Source organism: Acrocarpospora pleiomorpha (genome assembly GCF_009687885.1).
Taxonomy (GTDB): Bacteria; Actinomycetota; Actinomycetes; order Streptosporangiales; family Streptosporangiaceae; genus Acrocarpospora; species Acrocarpospora pleiomorpha.
On record NZ_BLAF01000006.1, the window covers coordinates 163,855 to 179,622 of the forward strand.

28 protein-coding genes and 1 tRNA gene are annotated in these 15,768 nt (G+C 69.6%); 25 read left to right on the plus strand and 4 right to left on the minus strand.

All coding sequences use genetic code 11. The annotated features are described in order from the left end of the window. Window positions 1-158 precede the first annotated feature (158 nt). Entirely contained in the window at window positions 159-1,682 is a 1,524-nt protein-coding gene (locus tag Aple_RS05050; protein WP_155343273.1) for a DUF2637 domain-containing protein, read from the minus strand. Window positions 1,683-1,753: 71 nt separating this feature from the next. Between Aple_RS05050 and Aple_RS05055 the strand changes: the two genes are divergently transcribed. From Aple_RS05055 to Aple_RS05070, 4 genes are all read left to right on the plus strand, one after another. Next, window positions 1,754-2,149 carry a PPOX class F420-dependent oxidoreductase gene (locus tag Aple_RS05055; protein ID WP_155343274.1) on the plus strand — a complete coding sequence of 132 codons (396 nt, stop codon included), beginning with the start codon at window positions 1,754-1,756 and terminating at the stop codon, window positions 2,147-2,149. A gap of 86 nt (window positions 2,150-2,235) precedes the next feature. Further along, complete coding sequence (gene cysS, locus Aple_RS05060; RefSeq protein ID WP_155343275.1) at window positions 2,236-3,630, plus strand: cysteine--tRNA ligase; 1,395 nt, start codon at window positions 2,236-2,238, stop codon at window positions 3,628-3,630. 73 nt (window positions 3,631-3,703) lie between these two features. Continuing rightward, on the plus strand, window positions 3,704-4,669 hold the full coding sequence (rlmB, locus tag Aple_RS05065; protein WP_155343276.1) for a 23S rRNA (guanosine(2251)-2'-O)-methyltransferase RlmB: 966 nt from the start codon (window positions 3,704-3,706) through the stop codon (window positions 4,667-4,669). Window positions 4,670-4,710: 41 nt separating this feature from the next. Further along, window positions 4,711-4,783, plus strand: a tRNA-Thr gene (locus Aple_RS05070). Between the two features lie 14 nt (window positions 4,784-4,797). Here the strand turns inward: Aple_RS05070 and Aple_RS05075 are convergent. The 3 genes from Aple_RS05075 to Aple_RS05085 form a co-directional block, all read right to left on the minus strand. Next, window positions 4,798-6,342 carry a tyrosine-type recombinase/integrase gene (locus tag Aple_RS05075; RefSeq protein WP_155343277.1) on the minus strand — a complete coding sequence of 515 codons (1,545 nt, stop codon included), beginning with the start codon at window positions 6,340-6,342 and terminating at the stop codon, window positions 4,798-4,800. 16 nt (window positions 6,343-6,358) lie between these two features. Continuing rightward, window positions 6,359-6,733, minus strand: a complete 375-nt coding sequence (locus tag Aple_RS05080; protein ID WP_155343278.1) for a hypothetical protein — start codon at window positions 6,731-6,733, stop codon at window positions 6,359-6,361. Between the two features lie 174 nt (window positions 6,734-6,907). Then, complete coding sequence (locus Aple_RS05085; RefSeq protein WP_155343279.1) at window positions 6,908-7,396, minus strand: hypothetical protein; 489 nt, start codon at window positions 7,394-7,396, stop codon at window positions 6,908-6,910. 151 nt (window positions 7,397-7,547) lie between these two features. Between Aple_RS05085 and Aple_RS05090 the strand changes: the two genes are divergently transcribed. From Aple_RS05090 to Aple_RS05190, 21 genes are all read left to right on the plus strand, one after another. Further along, the gene (locus tag Aple_RS05090) at window positions 7,548-7,772 is read left to right on the plus strand and encodes a helix-turn-helix domain-containing protein (protein WP_218038117.1); all 225 of its coding nucleotides are present in this window, start codon (window positions 7,548-7,550) and stop codon (window positions 7,770-7,772) included. After that, on the plus strand, window positions 7,769-8,071 hold the full coding sequence (locus Aple_RS05095) for a hypothetical protein (protein WP_155343281.1): 303 nt from the start codon (window positions 7,769-7,771) through the stop codon (window positions 8,069-8,071). The genes Aple_RS05090 and Aple_RS05095 overlap by 4 nt, the downstream gene beginning before the upstream one ends. A gap of 69 nt (window positions 8,072-8,140) precedes the next feature. Then, on the plus strand, window positions 8,141-8,497 hold the full coding sequence (locus tag Aple_RS05100) for a hypothetical protein (protein WP_155343282.1): 357 nt from the start codon (window positions 8,141-8,143) through the stop codon (window positions 8,495-8,497). Continuing rightward, window positions 8,494-8,829 (plus strand): hypothetical protein, encoded by a 336-nt coding sequence (locus Aple_RS05105; protein ID WP_155343283.1) that lies wholly within the window; start codon window positions 8,494-8,496, stop codon window positions 8,827-8,829. Before Aple_RS05100 ends, Aple_RS05105 begins: the two co-directional genes overlap by 4 nt. A gap of 11 nt (window positions 8,830-8,840) precedes the next feature. After that, window positions 8,841-9,158 (plus strand): hypothetical protein, encoded by a 318-nt coding sequence (locus tag Aple_RS05110; RefSeq protein WP_155343284.1) that lies wholly within the window; start codon window positions 8,841-8,843, stop codon window positions 9,156-9,158. A 97-nt stretch (window positions 9,159-9,255) separates the two neighbouring features. After that, window positions 9,256-9,507 carry a hypothetical protein gene (locus Aple_RS05115; protein ID WP_155343285.1) on the plus strand — a complete coding sequence of 84 codons (252 nt, stop codon included), beginning with the start codon at window positions 9,256-9,258 and terminating at the stop codon, window positions 9,505-9,507. Continuing rightward, the gene (locus Aple_RS05120) at window positions 9,507-9,803 is read left to right on the plus strand and encodes a hypothetical protein (protein WP_155343286.1); all 297 of its coding nucleotides are present in this window, start codon (window positions 9,507-9,509) and stop codon (window positions 9,801-9,803) included. Before Aple_RS05115 ends, Aple_RS05120 begins: the two co-directional genes overlap by 1 nt. Beyond that, window positions 9,800-10,393 carry a hypothetical protein gene (locus Aple_RS05125; protein WP_155343287.1) on the plus strand — a complete coding sequence of 198 codons (594 nt, stop codon included), beginning with the start codon at window positions 9,800-9,802 and terminating at the stop codon, window positions 10,391-10,393. Before Aple_RS05120 ends, Aple_RS05125 begins: the two co-directional genes overlap by 4 nt. Continuing rightward, on the plus strand, window positions 10,390-10,815 hold the full coding sequence (locus Aple_RS05130; RefSeq protein WP_155343288.1) for a hypothetical protein: 426 nt from the start codon (window positions 10,390-10,392) through the stop codon (window positions 10,813-10,815). The genes Aple_RS05125 and Aple_RS05130 overlap by 4 nt, the downstream gene beginning before the upstream one ends. A 298-nt stretch (window positions 10,816-11,113) precedes the next feature. After that, window positions 11,114-11,356, plus strand: a complete 243-nt coding sequence (locus Aple_RS05135) for a hypothetical protein (RefSeq protein ID WP_155343289.1) — start codon at window positions 11,114-11,116, stop codon at window positions 11,354-11,356. A gap of 7 nt (window positions 11,357-11,363) precedes the next feature. Next, window positions 11,364-11,534 carry a hypothetical protein gene (locus Aple_RS05140; protein WP_155343290.1) on the plus strand — a complete coding sequence of 57 codons (171 nt, stop codon included), beginning with the start codon at window positions 11,364-11,366 and terminating at the stop codon, window positions 11,532-11,534. 34 nt (window positions 11,535-11,568) lie between these two features. Continuing rightward, entirely contained in the window at window positions 11,569-12,549 is a 981-nt protein-coding gene (locus Aple_RS05145; RefSeq protein WP_155343291.1) for a hypothetical protein, read from the plus strand. After that, complete coding sequence (locus tag Aple_RS05150; protein ID WP_155343292.1) at window positions 12,546-12,800, plus strand: hypothetical protein; 255 nt, start codon at window positions 12,546-12,548, stop codon at window positions 12,798-12,800. The genes Aple_RS05145 and Aple_RS05150 overlap by 4 nt, the downstream gene beginning before the upstream one ends. Further along, a complete protein-coding gene (locus Aple_RS05155) occupies window positions 12,760-13,143 on the plus strand; it encodes a hypothetical protein (RefSeq protein ID WP_155343293.1) in 384 nt (127 codons plus the stop codon). Before Aple_RS05150 ends, Aple_RS05155 begins: the two co-directional genes overlap by 41 nt. Then, complete coding sequence (locus tag Aple_RS05160; RefSeq protein WP_155343294.1) at window positions 13,140-13,490, plus strand: hypothetical protein; 351 nt, start codon at window positions 13,140-13,142, stop codon at window positions 13,488-13,490. The genes Aple_RS05155 and Aple_RS05160 overlap by 4 nt, the downstream gene beginning before the upstream one ends. 28 nt (window positions 13,491-13,518) lie before the next feature. Continuing rightward, window positions 13,519-13,995: a hypothetical protein gene (locus tag Aple_RS05165; RefSeq protein WP_155343295.1), complete on the plus strand. Its 477-nt coding sequence runs from the start codon at window positions 13,519-13,521 to the stop codon at window positions 13,993-13,995. After that, window positions 13,992-14,234, plus strand: a complete 243-nt coding sequence (locus Aple_RS05170) for a hypothetical protein (RefSeq protein WP_155343296.1) — start codon at window positions 13,992-13,994, stop codon at window positions 14,232-14,234. Before Aple_RS05165 ends, Aple_RS05170 begins: the two co-directional genes overlap by 4 nt. After that, entirely contained in the window at window positions 14,234-14,449 is a 216-nt protein-coding gene (locus Aple_RS05175) for a hypothetical protein (protein ID WP_155343297.1), read from the plus strand. The genes Aple_RS05170 and Aple_RS05175 overlap by 1 nt, the downstream gene beginning before the upstream one ends. Further along, entirely contained in the window at window positions 14,442-14,816 is a 375-nt protein-coding gene (locus tag Aple_RS05180) for a hypothetical protein (protein WP_155343298.1), read from the plus strand. The genes Aple_RS05175 and Aple_RS05180 overlap by 8 nt, the downstream gene beginning before the upstream one ends. Beyond that, the gene (locus Aple_RS05185; protein WP_155343299.1) at window positions 14,817-15,449 is read left to right on the plus strand and encodes a hypothetical protein; all 633 of its coding nucleotides are present in this window, start codon (window positions 14,817-14,819) and stop codon (window positions 15,447-15,449) included. It abuts the gene before it with no gap. Further along, entirely contained in the window at window positions 15,446-15,706 is a 261-nt protein-coding gene (locus Aple_RS05190) for a hypothetical protein (protein ID WP_155343300.1), read from the plus strand. Before Aple_RS05185 ends, Aple_RS05190 begins: the two co-directional genes overlap by 4 nt. Window positions 15,707-15,768 lie beyond the last annotated feature (62 nt).

Sequence of the window (15,768 nt, forward strand, 5' to 3'; positions counted from 1 at the left end):
GGGCCGCCCGAGGTGGTGGGTAGTCGTCGGGTTGTGTGGAGAACCACGGTGATATGACCGTCGCTTGCTTCAGGCAGCTGCGGTGCTGGCGGGGGCGGGCGGAGCCCGAGGGGAACAAACGGGCTGGGTGGGTGGGAAACCCCCACGGCAATGCGATTTCAGGTGGGTGGGAGGGGTGTGCTTCGCATTCTTCCTGAAGGGGGGGCTGGGGGTTCTTCGCCGGACGGGAGGCGGCGGGCGGTGGTGTTCAGTTCTTCGGGGTCGGCGGCGTCGATGCCGTGCTCGGGGTCGGGGGAGTCGTGGAACTTGCGCATCGGCTGGGTGTCGATGCCTGACTCCTCGTTCTCGTCGAGTTCGCTCTGTGCCTGGCCGGAGTATCGTTCGGCGATCTGGGCGGCGGCTTGGTCGTAGCGACGGGAGAGAGCTTCGGATGCCGCGTCATCCGAGGCGACCAAGGGGACGATTGGCGGGATCGTCTGGGCGGAATTGTCGCCTTCGAGGGCCTCGGAGGTGTTGACCTTGTCTGATGCAGCGGGGCTCGGGGAGATCTCGTCCGTGGTTCCCGCCCAATAGGAGGCGTCCGGATCGTCCTGAGCCTGGGTTGACGCTTCGACGTTGTCAGCCCGGCTCGATGTCTCGATGCTCGGGGCTTGGTCAGACACATCCTCGGCCTGGTCTGACGTCTCGACGGTCTGTCCCGGCGTTTCCGACATGGGTTGGGTGTCGCTCTGGCCGGAATAGTCGGCGAAGGCCGGGTCGTCTGGAGTCGCCTCAGGGTCGTCGTCGAGTTCGGGGGTTGTACGCGATGGCTCGCCTGGGCGCGGATGGACGAGGACGTCGCCGACATTCGGGCGGATCAGGTCGCCCCAGCGGGTCGGGCGTTTCGGTCGTTCCGGGGCAGGGGCCGGTTCGTTGTCGCGGGGGAGCGGGGGCGCGAGTTCGGGTGGAGCGACGGTCTCGGTCACCGGGCTGACTGGGACTGGAGGCGTGTAGTCGGGTGGGGCCGCTGATTCGGCGGATTTATGGGGTTCCGGGAGCGCATGCCGTACCGACGGGAGAATGACCGGGTAGGGGTCGGTGGACACGCCGGTCGGGTCGATGGTTCTGGGCGCGGCCGAAACAGGGCGGGAATGTTCCTCGTCGAAGGGAACGAGTTCTTCCACATCATTGTCGCCGTTCAGGTCGGCGCGCTTGCTCTGAGTGTGTTTGACCAGGACCAACAGGAGCCAAAGACCGATCACCAGCATGACCCACGGAACCAGCGCGACCGTGATCGCGGCCCCCCGTGGCTCGAAGGTGGCACCGGTAGCGGTGGCCACAGCGGCGGCGGCCGCGGCGGCCAGGAGCAGCGCGAGAATGAGACCCACCTGCAGGCGCACCAATAATCGCCCCGACCGCAACAGCGGCACGCCGATCAGCGCGACGATCAGAAGCGCGTCGAACCCGGCCGGGTAGAGATACGCCAGACGCGGTTCGACCTGACCTTGAACGGCGAGTCCACGCAGGTCGTCGAAGGAGAGTACGCAGGCGGCACCCGCGAGGATGGCAAGCGCGAGCCCGGCCAGGCCAATGGCCAGCCGGCGCAGCACCAGCGGAATTCCGGCCGGGCGGGAAGCCGGGGCGGTACGGATGGCTGACGGGCGGGAGGTCGGACCTGCCGCCGCGGGGGGAGTCGCGTCCATGGCATTTCGAGCCTACCGACTCACCCGCCGCACATTGATTTATGACACGGGCGAAATGGCATGATCGACACATGGGGAATACACCATTGCCGGAACGGGTCCGCGACCTGTTCGACGGCGTCAACTTCGCCACCGTCTCCAGCGTGAACCAGGATGGCAGCCCGCAGACGTCGGTCGTGTGGGTGCGCACCGACGGCGACGACATCCTGTTCTCAACGGTCAAGGGCCGCCGCAAGCACCGCAACCTGGAACGCGACCCCCGCACCTCGATCTTGATCGTCGACCCGTCCGACCCCTATGTGTACGCCGAGATCCGCGGCCGGGTGACCCTCATCGACGACCCCACCGGCGCCCTGATCCAGGAACTTTCCCAGAAGTACTACAAAAGGCCCTTTGCCGAGGCAAACCCGGACAATGAACGAGTGATTGCCCGCATCACCCCGGAGAAGGTCTATCTCCGCGGTTAGTGTGGCGTGCACCACGATCGAAATGGCGGGGTTCACGCCCCGCCAAGTCGGCCTGTGCTGGCGTGGAAGGCGTTAGCCTTGCTTTCGTGAGCCTGAACCTCTATGACACCAGCACGCGGACGGTCCGCGAATTCGTGCCGATCGAGCCCGGACGAGTCTCGATCTACCTGTGTGGTGCGACCGTTCAAGCTCCGCCCCATATCGGACATATCCGCTCAGGCGTGAACTTCGACGTGCTCCGCCGCTGGCTGACCCGCCAGGGCTACGACGTCACGTTCTGCCGCAACGTCACCGACCTGGACGACAAGATCATCCGAGTCGCCGCCGACGAGGGCGTGCCCTGGTTCGTCGTCGCCGAGCGTAACCAGCGCGCCTTCACCTGGGCCTACGACCAGCTCGGCTGCCTCCCGCCCACGGTCGAACCGCGCGCGATGGGCCACGTGCCCGAGATGACCGAACTGATGCACCGCCTGATCGACAAGGGCCACGCCTACGCCTCGGGCGGCGACGTCTACTTCGACGTCCGCTCCTACGCCGACCATTACGGCAAGCTCTCCAACCAGAAACTGGAGAACATGCTCGCCGCGGGCGACACCGACATCGACTCCGCCAAACGCGACCCCCGCGACTTCGCCCTCTGGAAGGGCGAGAAGCCCGGCGAGCCCACCTGGCCGACCCCGTGGGGCCGCGGCCGCCCCGGCTGGCACCTGGAATGCTCCGCGATGGCCACCAAATACCTCGGCGGCACCTTCGACATCCACGGCGGCGGCGTCGACCTGATCTTCCCGCACCACGAGAACGAGATCGCCCAATCCCAGGCGGCCGGCGATGGCTTCGCCCGCTACTGGATGCACAACGGCATGCTCCAGCTCGGCGGCACCAAGATGAGCAAGTCCCTCGGCAACTCGCTCCTCATCCCCGAAATGCTGCGCAAGGTCCGCCCCGTCGAGCTGCGCTACTACCTGATCGCCGCCCACTACCGCTCCTCGATCGACTACTCCGACGAGTCCCTGCAGGAATCGGCCGCCGGCTACCGCCGCCTCGAAGGCTTCGTCTCCCGCGCCGCCGAGGTCATCCACGACGTCGACGCCACCGCCCCCCTGCCCCAGGCCTTCGTCGACGCCCTCAACGATGACCTCAACGTCTCCCAGGCCCTCGCGGTCATCCACGAGGTCGTCCGGGAAGGCAATGTCGCTCTCGCCCAGGGCAACAAGGAGCAGGTCGCCCGCCACCTCGCCGAAACGCAGACCATGCTCGGCGTGCTCGGCCTCGACCCCCGCTCCGAGCAGTGGCGCAACACCGGCGACTCCGGCCTCCGCGAGGTCGTCGACGCCCTCATCGCCGTCGCCCTCGAACAACGCCAGGCCGCCCGCGCCCGCAAGGACTACGCCGCCGCCGACGCCATCCGCGACCAGCTCGCCGCGGCGGGCGTCGTGGTCGAGGACACCCCGCAGGGACCTCGCTGGGAGCTCGCCCGCTAGGAACACCGACCGGACGCCGTCGGCGTACCGCTATTGGGGAGAGCGCCTCGTTCATGCCGATAGGCTTGTCGTTATGGGTGCTGGGGGACGGGCTTCGGGAAAGCCCGCAAAGAAGCAGGGCGCGACCAGAGGCACCGGCGGCAAGGTCCGGCGATCCCTTGAAGGCAGGGGCGCGACCCCGCCCGCCGAGATGCGCCACTGGTACAAGGACAAGGCACGCGCCGAACGACTCGCCCGCGAGGAGCGCGGCGGCACGTCCGGCCGCCGTCCCGCGCCCCGCCCCCGCAAGAGCGAGGACGCCCCCGAATACATCGGCGGCCGCAACCCCGTCGTCGAGGCCCTCCGCGCCGGCGTCCCCGCCTCCGCTCTGTACGTCGGCCAGCGCCTCGACAACGACGACCGCGTCAAAGAGGCCATCAAAATCGCTGCGGACAAGGGCATCGCCCTCCTCGAAGTCTCCCGCGAGAAACTGGACCGCCTCACCGACGGCGCCATCCACCAGGGCCTGGCCCTCCAGGTCCCGGCGTACGACTACCGTCACCCCAACGACCTGATCGGCTACGCCCAGGAAGCCGCCGAAGTCCCCCTCATCGTCGCCCTGGACAGCGTCACCGACCCCCGCAACCTCGGCGCCATCGCCCGCTCCGCCACCGCCTTCGGCGCCCACGGCCTCCTCATCCCATCCCGCCGCTCCGCGGGCGTCACCGCGGGCGCCTGGAAGACCTCCGCGGGCACCCTCGCCACCCTCCCGGTCGCCCGCGCCAGCAACCTCACCCAAACCCTCCAGGCGTACCGGGAATCCGGCCTGTTCATCATCGGCCTGGACGGCGACTCCCGCCAGGACATCGCCACCACCACCCTCGCCTCCGACCCCCTGGTCATCGTGGTCGGCTCCGAAGGCAAAGGCCTCTCCCGCCTGGTCCGCGAATCCTGCGACGAAACCGTCCGCATCCCGATGACCACCGCCACCGAATCCCTCAACGCCGGCGTAGCCGCAGGCATCGCCCTCTACGAAATCTCCCGCCTCCGCCGTCAGTGACGCCCCACCGCCAGGCCCGCTAGACTTGTCAGGCTTGACAAGCCGCCTTAGCTCAATCGGCAGAGCATCTGTCTTGTAAACAGAAGGTCTGGGGTTCGATTCCCCAAGGCGGCTCCCAGGTCAGGGCCCTATTCGGAGATCATCCGGATAGGGTCCGCTGCTTGTTTGGGAGGAAATTGGGAGATCGTTTTCTTGGCTCCCGACCGGAATGGTTCGAGCAGCCGGTCGAGAATCGGCACCCGTGAGCGCAGGGATATCCCAGCCCGCTGCGCGAGAGCCGTCTCCCAACGCGCCTGAAGCGCGCGCAGCAGCTCGGCCCGCATCGCCTCCGAGATGTGGGTGTAGACGCCGATCATCCCCCCCACGGCGTGGCCCATCCGGTTGGCCTGGAGGACCTCGGGGATGCCGTCCTCGGCCATCCATGTCTTGTGCCCGTGCCGCAGCCCGTGCGGCGTGAGGTCGGCCACCAAGGGCAGCCACGAGGAGACATGATGTTGGGCCGGATCGTAGGCCCACACTCCCTTCCCGCGGGGAACCACGAACTCCTGACCAACTGCGGCCATCGGCCACGCCGGCCGCGGCCGCCCGGGCCACAGCCCGTCTGCCACGTCGACCAGCACCGGCCGGGCCGGTCGCCGGTCACCGTCACGCGGGTAGGCGCCTTCCACGGCAGGCGCCCACACCCGGCGCTGGTAGTTGCTCGCCCGCGGATGCCCGGTCACCAGGGTCCGCTTCTTGCCGACCCACCGCACGTGCCCCTCGCCGAGCCACACGTACGGCCGGCGGCCCTCGCACGGGAGCTCGCCGCCGTCGGCCGCCTCCCCGCCGGTGCACTCGCAGCGCTGGCCCGGGCGCTGCTGCACCCACCACGAGAACAAGGAGGACAGGAACGGCGGGATGTCCACCGTGCGGCGTGAGTCGTCCTTCGGTGGCAACCGGTAGAACCGGCCCTTGTCCTCGACGAGCTGCCAGTCGATCCGGACCGCCGACAACTTCAGGAAGCCGCGTTCCAGGCCGACGAGTTCGGCCCACCGCATCCCGGTCCAGCCCAGCGCAATCGGCGGTAGGAGGTCCTCCTCGCGGCCGGAGATGATCGCCCCCCGCTCGCCCAGTAGCAGCACCTGCAGCGGGCTGGCCCAGACCTTCTCGACGCCGCGACCGCCGACCGCCCGCTGACGGCCACGCTTGCGAGCCCTCAGCGCCGGGTTGACCTTGATGATCCCGTTGGTCTGCGCGTCACCCAAGATCGTGATCAGCCGGGCCCGGGCGCCCTTGGCCACGTTGACCGCGTAACCGACTGAGGTGATGTGCCGCTCCCACGAGTCGATCTCGACATTCACACCGGGCTGCTCGAACCAAGCCATCTTCCAATGCGCGAACTTCGGCAAGATGTGCTTCTTGATCGAATACGAGTAATTCCGGCGAGACTTGAGCGCCAGGTCCTGCGCCGGCCACCAGATGTCGACCCATTCCTGGAACGTCGCTTCCCCGACGGTGGGGTCCCGCCAGACGCCGCGGCGTCCGTCCACCTCCTGAGCCACTCCGAAGTTGTAGGCGGTGTCCTCATCGAAGAACGGCTGGCCGTTCTCGTCCCGGGACGCCTTTGTCCACGTCCCGTCCGGGCGCTTGAAGTGGACTCGAAACCGCTCACCGCGCGGTTCGGTGTAGACCATGAAGAGACCTCCGCGCCTAGGCGGGCCGGAACCACCGCAGCTGCTCAGTAACGCACTCTGCGATATCGCGCGCCAGCTTCGGCGTGATCAACTTTTTAGGGACCGGGATATAGAAGCCGCTGTCGTCGAGAGTCCAGAACATCTCGTCAAGTCCAATGTCCTCGGGCACGAAGCGCAGCTCTCCGAATGGATCTTCGGTTGGCTCGTCGAGTCTGGTTAGTACTTCGATTGCGTCGGTGCCCAACTTGCCCAATGGATCAAGGAGGCGTTCCTTGACCTGAGTTCCGTCGAGGAGCCAGTCGATTCCGCCTGGGTGGTAGATCGCGATCGAATTGCCATCGGGTAATTGGGTGGGATGTACGGCGTGGTACTGCAGGTGCGGTCGTGCCATTGCGGTGGAGCCTTTCCCCGTTGGTGCAGATGCCCCATTGCATCCGTCACCCCGTAAAGGTCGCCATCTTGCCAGGTTTCGGTCCTTCCGCGCATTGGGAAATCCCTGTAATCGGACAGATTGGAGCTCCTGGTAAGAAGGGCATCGCGTCCCCGCTGGCTATTCGATCATGGCTTAGTCGCCATCCTCGTCCGGGCCGTCGTTCTTTACGAACTCTTCAGCCAGCTTCTCGGCCCACCGCCGTATTCGTTCGCGATCGTCCATGGAGACCCCTTTGGGGACCAGGAAGAACACCCGGCCATCGTCAATCTCGGATGAGTCGGCCTCCAGCTCTTCGGGTGGGTGCACAGCCGAAATCATTTTCGTCAGCACTTCGGCAGCATCTTCGCGGTCAACTTGCTCAAGATCCGCTGGAGTCACGCCGATAGCAAATGCTGCATGCGCCAAGATCTGCGCCGACGGCGCGAATTTGGTTGGGGGGCTTCCGTGGAGCCCAGGCTTGTAGCCGCGTTCCATGTGACCCCAGGTCTCCGCACTCATTGACGCCAGCTGGGCAGCGGCCGGGATGGTCAGCCGCGGCTTGATGCTCTGCCGTGTACGCCTGATAAGTGCGCCCTCTGGAGTCGACGGTAGGTCCCTCGCCATGGTCCTGTCGTCGCTCACCTTCGGAGTATAGGAACAAGCAGTTAAGTACAGGAACAGATTGGCCTAGTTGGGGTCGGCGGGCAACATCCATCTGGCCACGCCCAGCGATAAACATCAAGATGCATGAGACGACTTGTCTGTTCATGTCTGTAACTGTACGGTCATGCTCATGCAGACGACGAAACCGCGTCAGCGGCCCCTCATCCAGAACCCGGAGGCCGTCCGTCGGCGACGCTTGGCCGCTGGCCTTGGGCAGGTGGCACTTGGCGAGAAGGTCGGGATCACTCACGCCCACGTGTCCAAGATCGAGAATGGCAAGAGCTCGGCTGGCGCTGGGGTGTTGTTCCGGCTGGCGGGTGCCCTCAACTGCACGGTTGAGGACCTGCTGGCATGACCACTCCCGAGTACCGCCTGTACACCAGCAAAGAGGGAGCGGCCCGCATCGGGGGCGGCATCTCCGAGCACACGCTGGACCGGCTGGCGGCCTCGGGCCAGGTCGTCGCCACCTACATGGGCGGCAAGTTGTTGTGGACCGACGCTCAGCTCGCCGCCGCTGTCGACGCCCACGCGCGGCCAGCCAAGGCGAAGGCCGCGCAGCCAGAACGCTCTGCGGACCTGAACCCCAAGACCAGGAACAACATCGCGCCGCTGCGCCCCGAACCTGGCCGCCGGTACAGCAAGGCCACCAGATGACCACCCGGGCGGAAGACAGCCCATCAGGGCCATCGTCACCGCCCCCGAACGATCAACACGGAGATCATCGTGACCTTCCCCGCTACTTCCTCCGCGATCCTGGCCCGGGCTCGGGTCATCATCGAGGCCAACCCCTGGCCCGGACCGATGAGCCCGTTCTCGGACGTGGACTTCACCCTTCCCGCCGCGGTCTGGGCCGCCAGCGGTGAGATCGCCCCCGTCCGCGAGATCGCCGTCGCCGCGGACGACGTGCTCCGAGCCCTGGCCCAGCACCTGCGGTACAGCCCCGCGACCGCCGCGCGAGACCTTACGCGGTGGTCGCACATGCAGACCCGCGACGCGGCCCTGCAGGCGATCGACGCGGTGCTGGCCAAGACGACCTCGGCCGAGCCCGCAGCCGCCGCCCCCTGCGGAGCACCCGAATGACCGGAATCCCCACACCTGACGCCCTCGCGGCCGAGACCCCGGCCGAGACGTCGGCCGAGGAGTGCGACTGCGAGGACGGCGAGGCCTGCTACATCTGCGTGCCCTGCGACGTCTGCCGCGACGGGGAGGAGGAGTGCGGCTGCGACGGCGAGTTCGGCGAGGACTGCAGCTCCTGCTACGGCAGCGGCTACCACATTCCCGAGCACTGCTGCGAGTGCGGCGGCTCCCCCTACTGCGTGAAGTGCCACACGTGCGGCCACCCGTGCGCGGGCGACTGCAAGTGCCCCGTGACCGTCCAGCTTGAGGGCGGCCGCACCCTCACCCTCGCCTAGGAGCCTCAGCCATGTCGCTGCCCCCACCCCCTGACGCGGCCCCGGCCGACCCGCCGCGCTTCTACCAGCTGGTCCTGCCCTCCGGCGGCCGTGTCCAGGCCCGGTTCGTCGGCGAGGGCGACCCGGTCCAGATCCACCTCCCCGGCCTCGGCGACGGGCCCGCTCTTGAGGTGACGCGCGAGACCGCGTGGGGCTTGTGGGTGGTCCTATCCGACGCGCTCCTGCCGGATACCGACGCGGTCCCCGACTGGTGCCACCAGCTCATCACCCCCACCGACCAGGACGGCACGCCGCTGCCCGACCCCATCGTTCCCCGCCGCTCCTACTGACCGGCCACCCCCATACACCTCACCACCGACAGCAAGCCGAAGGCCCTCGGCGGTGCGCGCCAAGGGCCCTCTCCTCAAGATTCAAGGGACGTACCAGATGATGATCAATCGTAGTGGCCGCCGCCTCCGTGGCAGCCCGGCCGTGGAACGACCCGCTGTGGAACGGCCCGCTCTGCGCATGTGCGGCGGCCGCCCGGTCGCCTCGCTCCTGCTGCACGGCGAGGACGACCAGGACGCCGAGCTCGGCGTCACCGACATGGACGAGGCCGACGCCCTGGTCTCCGCCGCGGTCGCCATGCGCGCCCAGCTCGCCGTCGCCCTGAACGTCAACGCCCTGGCCGGTGACTGATGCCGATCTCCATGGCCCTCATCACGATCCGTGACCCGCGTGCCAAGGAGCTCGAGCTCTTCGTCGACGGCGAGCACGGGGCGATCGAGCTGCGTCTGTTCCTGTCCGAGGACGGCGGCCAGGGCATCTACGTGGCGCTGCGCGGCCACCGGTCCGACCGCGCCGCCGAGGCGGCCGCGATGGACCGGCTCGCCGAGCTCGCCACCGAGGCCGCCGTTCACCTGCGCGGCGGTGCCACCGCCACCGCTCCCACCCGGCCCGGGCCGACGCACGGCCCGGCCGCGGAGGGGACATGAGCACTCTCATCGACGACCGCGCGGTCCAATACATCCGGCGTGGAGCCGAACGGCTGCCCGCCGACGGTCCGCCGATCGTCGGCGACGCACGCCAGCGCGCGATGGACGCCGCCGAGACCGTCGCGGCCGCCGTCGCCGTCGACCCCACGCTGCCCGAGCACCAGAGGCGCAACCTGGACCTGCTGGTCGAACTGATGCGCCAGCTGACGCCGCTCGCCCGCCAGGCCGGGCTCGCGCTGGAACGCGAGCGACTCGTCGCGGCCGGGGCGCCCGCGCAGGAGATCGCCCGCCTGGGGCTCATCAACCAGATCGCCCCCGAAGAACTGGACGCCCTGTCGCTGCGCTGTCCCGCGCTGGCCGTCGAGATCGCCGCGGCGGCGATGCCGGACTGGAACACCCCCCAGCGCATCCGCGAACGGTCCGAGCAGCGGCTGCCCGCCGACTGGGAGCTGCAGGAGATCGCCGACCAGCTGCGCCGTGCGGTCACGGCCTCCCTGGATTTGCCCTACCCCGCCGCCGAAGCCGTCCGCCTGGCGGCCCTCGCCGACCAGATCAGCCCCACCGCCTGCCCACCCCGGGAGGAAACATGAGCCACCTCACTGAACAGATCAGAACCACACTCGGTGCCCCCTCCTTGGACCCGGAGCCGTGGCTGCCTGACGGCGCACCGCCGCGGGTGGGGATCCTGCTCGACCGCCGCCGCCTGACGGCCTGGTACGACGACCCCTCCCATCTGATCGCGCTCATCACGGCCGCCCAGGACGGGCTTGAGCTCCTGCTGCGGGCCAGGGAGCTGCACCACCGCGACGCGATGTCGCAGGTGTCTCCCGGACCGGAGCAGACCCCGAGGCCGGCCATCCCGCCGCTGACGGCCGACCCGGCCGCGCCCACGCTGTATGAGGCCCTCGGCGGTGACGACCAGACGGCGGGGAAGCACGCCAGCCTGGCCCGCCCGTACATCCCGGTGCCGACGGCGGGCGAGCCCGACCCTTTCCCGTCGGCCCGGCCGTAGCGCCGGGCCGCCGTCGACGTCGTACACGAACCCCTGGCTGGGCGGCTCGGCTGGCTGCGCGCTGGCGCAAGGCGCACGCCGACGGCCCCCGACGCCAGGGCGCGTGGGGCTGACCCCCCTGATCGTCTCGGGCCCGCTGTGGGGCCGGCCCGGGACCGGCCCGCCGCGCGCGAGCGGCCGGCCATCGCGGGGCCCGCGCCCGACCGGGGAACTCCCGGGCGCGGGCCCCGCCCCCCACCCCGACGGGCCGCCACTGCGCGGCGGCCCGCAGCCACGCATATAGAGGAGCGAGTCAGACATGACCACGCCGCAGAGCCGGAAGCGGGCCAGAGCCGCCCGCGAAACCCTGGCCACCGCCCCCGCCGAGCCGCCCGCCAGGAGTCTGCCCGTCGAGCTGCGCGTTGTGGGAACGCACGCCGAGCTGGACCAGGTGATCGCCCGCGTCGGCGAGGCGTTCTCCATCGCCACCACCTCCCGCCGCTTCCCGCGGCGGGAGGAGCCCGGCCGGGTGAGCGTCCACCTCACGCTGGACCCGCTGTAGGCCCGGGATGCTGCTCTACACCGCCTTCCTCGGGGGAACGGCCCTCGGCCTGGCCCTGGTGGGCCGCCCGCTGATGCGCCGCGGCCGCGCTGATATCGCCTTCGCGGCCGCCGTGGTCAGCGCCTTTTACGCGTTCTGGTTCTTCCGCACCGTCCTGCTGATCATGGCGGGCCGATGAATCGCACCACCCGGGAGGTCTGATACTGATGATCTTGACCGGGACCTTTGTCCTGTCCGTCGGCAGTTTCGACATCTGGCACGACGCCGTCCTGCATGTGCGTAACGCCGCGCTCAGCCTGCTGCAGAAGTACCTCACCCGACCGCCTCAGCCGGGCAGCGCCCGCGAGGACATCGCCGCAGAGTACGGCTTGTCCCGGTATGCGCTGCGGCGCGACAACCGCATGCTGGCCGCCGCCGGTCTGCTGAGGCAGCTGCGGCGGCAGGTCGGCAAAGGCCTGTGGCAACACCTGATCGTGGCCGTTGCGGAGCCCGCCCTGATGCCCGCCCCGCGTGAGGCGTGGGACCTGCTGGACGCATCACTGGCGTCCGGGCAGGCCGATGCCCGCCCGGACGCCGCCCCGGCTGCGTCTAGCGCCGAGCCCGAATCGTCGCAGGTCACAACACCTGGCGAAAAACGTCACATAGAACCAGTTAACAATCGTCCCCCCGGTCGCACGGATCACAAGCCCAGCGTGGTGCGGTCCGTCCCAGAGCTGATCGGCCTGTCCACCCTCCCGCCGTTACCGGCACCGACGGACATGGTCGAGCGGGGGGAGGACTGGCGGTGGCGGACCCCGGCACAGGTCCTGGGCCTGGCCCGGACGCACGGGGCCGCCAACCTGGAGCGCGCCCTGGCCCTGCTGGCGCGCAACGATCTGCCGTTCTACCTGGCTGATCTGGTCGTCGCGCTGATGGGCGGGGCCGACTACGGCACCGACGAGCTGCACCGGGTCCTGGCCGGCGTCCACGAAGCCGAGCACCCGTACGCCGTCGCCCGCTGGCGCCTGATGAAGCTCATCTGCATGCCGCGGTGGCAGGAGCGGCAGCGCGAACGGGAGCTGGCCGGCCGATGGCGGGCCCCCTCCACCACGTTCGTGAGCAAGGCCCCGCCCGATCCGGAGGCGACCCGCGCCCGCGGCCTCGCCGCCGCCCGGGCAGCCCTCCGACGAGCCAAGGAAACGAAGGTCGCATGAGACTCCCGCACGTCCCGCGCTGGGTGCCGGTCGAGCAGATCGGGAGGGTGGTCACCGAGCGGTGCGACCACACCCGCGTGACCTTCACCGACCAGCCGCCGCCGGACCCGAGCGAGGTCGCCCAGCTGGGTATCGCCACCGCGCTGGTCAAGGCCTGGCCCGGCCTGGCCGCCGACCCCGGCTACCTGGACGCGCTGGCCGGGATCGCACTTGACGCCATCACCGCCGAGCTCGGCGGCCTGGCGGGCTGAGGTGATCCCGCTCTTCGAGGTGACGATCCCGGCGCCGGATCCGCCGCCGGTCCGGCGCGGCCGCCGGTGGACCCGCCGGGATGACGGGCGGCCGCGCTGCCGTAGGTGCAGGCATCCGGTGCGGACCGAGATCTCGCTGAGCTACCGGCTCGGCCCCAAGTGCGCCAAACGCCTGGGGGTGCGGCGGCTGCGGTTCGGCCGCCGTACGCGGGCGTTCGCGGTGCGCAAGGTCGGCCATGTCAAAGGCCAGCTCGGTCTGGAAATCGAACAGATTTCCGTGCAGAGCGGGCATGATGTTGGTGAAAGGACTTCACAGTGCATTGAGGGGAGGTCCCCGCCATGATCCCCGGCCGACACGACCTGACGCCCTGCCCCCAGGGATGCGGCCGCCAGGTGCTGTGGACCAGGACCGAATACGGGGAGCGCATGGCCGTTGAGGCCCGCCCGGACCCCACCGGCAACCAAGCCGTCATGAAGGACGGCCTCGGCCGCTGGGTCTCCCGCAGCCTGGACGGCGCCGGCGCGCTCCCCAAGCACCCGGTCGAACACCTGTTCAGACCTCACCTGATCAAGACGGGGTGCCCGCGGCTGGCCGACGTCCAGCCCGAACTGCCCGGCCTGATCCCCTCCAACGTCGTCGCCCTCGGCACCGGCCGCGCCCGATCCGGGCGGCGCCGGGCCCGGCGCTGACAAACGCATACAGAAACGGACGGAACCCGTGACCCCCGACGAGATCGCCGACATCGAAGCCAGCCTGCTGTTCGGCGGCGCCACCATCCTGTCGCGCGAGCAGGCGCTGGGCATCATCACCGCCTGGAAGCTGCTGCAGCGTGAGCACCGCCAGGCCACTACCGAGCTCGGCCACGCGCGCACGCTGGTGCTCAACATTCGGAGCATGGCCGGCTGGAGTTTTGACGCCGCTCCGGGGCTACCGCCGGAGTGGGCCACCCCGTGGCGCCTGCGTGCAGAACGGGCAGAGGTCCGCGCCGGGCAGGCGGACGAGCGCCTGGCCCTGATCGTCGCGGCCTGTAAGAAGGAATGGGACGCGCGGCGCCTGTACCACCAGGAACGCCACCGGCTGCGCGGCAACGAGTGGGACCACAGGGTGGCCACCGCGTACGCCCGCGCCATGGACGACTTGGACAAGGCCGTCGCCGCGCACCCGATCGAGGAGGCCTCGGGGGGCGGCGCATGAACCTCCAGCCCTTCCGCGACGGGCTGCTCGCGTCCGTCCGCGCCCTGCGCTCCGGCCGACCGCCGTCGCTCGAGGTCGTACCACCGAGGCGCACCGTCTCACCCCCGGACCCGAAGCCCGACCCGGGACCCGACCCGGCGGCGACCTGGGCACGAATCCACGCGATCGACGCCGAGCTCGACGGCCTGGTCGACGAGCTCGGCCAGCTGCGCGTGCGCCACCCATGCCGGAGGCGGTGATGGCGATCGAACGGCCGCTCCCGCCCCAGCCGACCGGCGGCCGGCTGTCCTGCAGCTACAGCGACGGCCGGACCGCCAAGGGCTGGCGCTGGGTCAAAGCCGCGCGGGAGTGGCTTCCCGTGTGCGACTCCCACACCGGCGGCAGCGTGGTCGCCGCAGCCGGAAACTACGTCCCCGACTTCGCGACCAGCATGGAACGAGCCACCAGTGACTGACCAGCCGACATCGATCACGTGCCCCAGGTGCCGGCGCACCTCCTACAACCCGAACGACATCGCGGCCGGGTACTGCGGCGCCTGCCACGACTGGACCGGCCCCGGTACCGACACCGAGCAGCGGGTCACCCTGGTCCTCGGCGGATACCCGGAGGCGCTCAGCGTCCTGATCAACTCGGCCAAGGCGCTGGTGCAGGTCGCCGACTGGGTCGGCCTGGAGGCCATGAGCCACACGCTCATCCGGGTGGGCGATCTGCCCGTCCCGGCCGATGTCCACCAGGTCGCGCTCAGCATGGCCGACCAGCGCGCCTTCCTGGATGCGACCATCGCATACGTGGACAAGATCAAGTCTTTGGGCGGGGCCTGAGTGACCCATGCCGCCGACATCGCCGCCCTGGTCGAGGAGGTCAAGGAGCTCTTGCAGCAGCTGCTGGCGCTGCTCCCCGAGCAGACCGGCGATGCCAGCCAGGGCACGACCACCCACCACAAGGTCTCCGGCAGCCCGGCCCCCTGGCACCCGGAGGCCGGCATGGTGCTGCTCACCATCCACGAGGAAGCTCGCCGCCTGGAGGCCTCGCTGCGCGGCCTGGTCGTCGGCCACCCCGGCCGCCGCCGCGGCGGTAGCGACGCCAACACCGTGGAGGCGCTGAACGCGATCGCCAACCTGGTGCACGGCGTGCCGCCCGCGGCCGCGAACCGGGCCGCCCGGATCATCGAGCGGTGGCTGCGCGCGGGCCGACAGATCGGCGACATCGGCGAAGAAGAACCCTGGGTCCCCATCCCCGTGCCGTACGGGGCGCTGCCGCCGCTGTGCCCGTACTGCCAGACGTTCAGCCTGCGCATGCTGGTGCTGGCCCGGCAGGTCCGCTGCGTCAACCGGGCGTGCCGTGACCGCGACGGCCGCCCGCCAGAAGGCAGACTGGAAAACAGCCGCCTCAACGGGGACCCCCAGATCAGCTGGGCGGACGGGCGGGTGACCTACCGGAGGGACTGGGCGTGATGAGCGGAGCGGCCGAGGTGGTGGGGTGGACGATCGAGGAGGCCGCCGCCCTGCTCGACCCGCCCATGACCGCCGAGGAGATCCGCGCCCTGGTCCTCGTCTTCGCCCTGCACCCGACCGGACACCGCCGCGGCGGCCGCGGCCGCCCCGCCCCGACCTACGACCAGGCCGAGCTGCTGCGCGCGCACGCGGCCGCCGTCACCATCCGCGCCGGCCACCCGCTGGTACCCGCACCCCGCATAGATCCGATCTCTTGACGATCATTGAATTATCAGTTCTAATTCCGTCCTGACAGAGCTATGCCCGAACCCGGCCGATG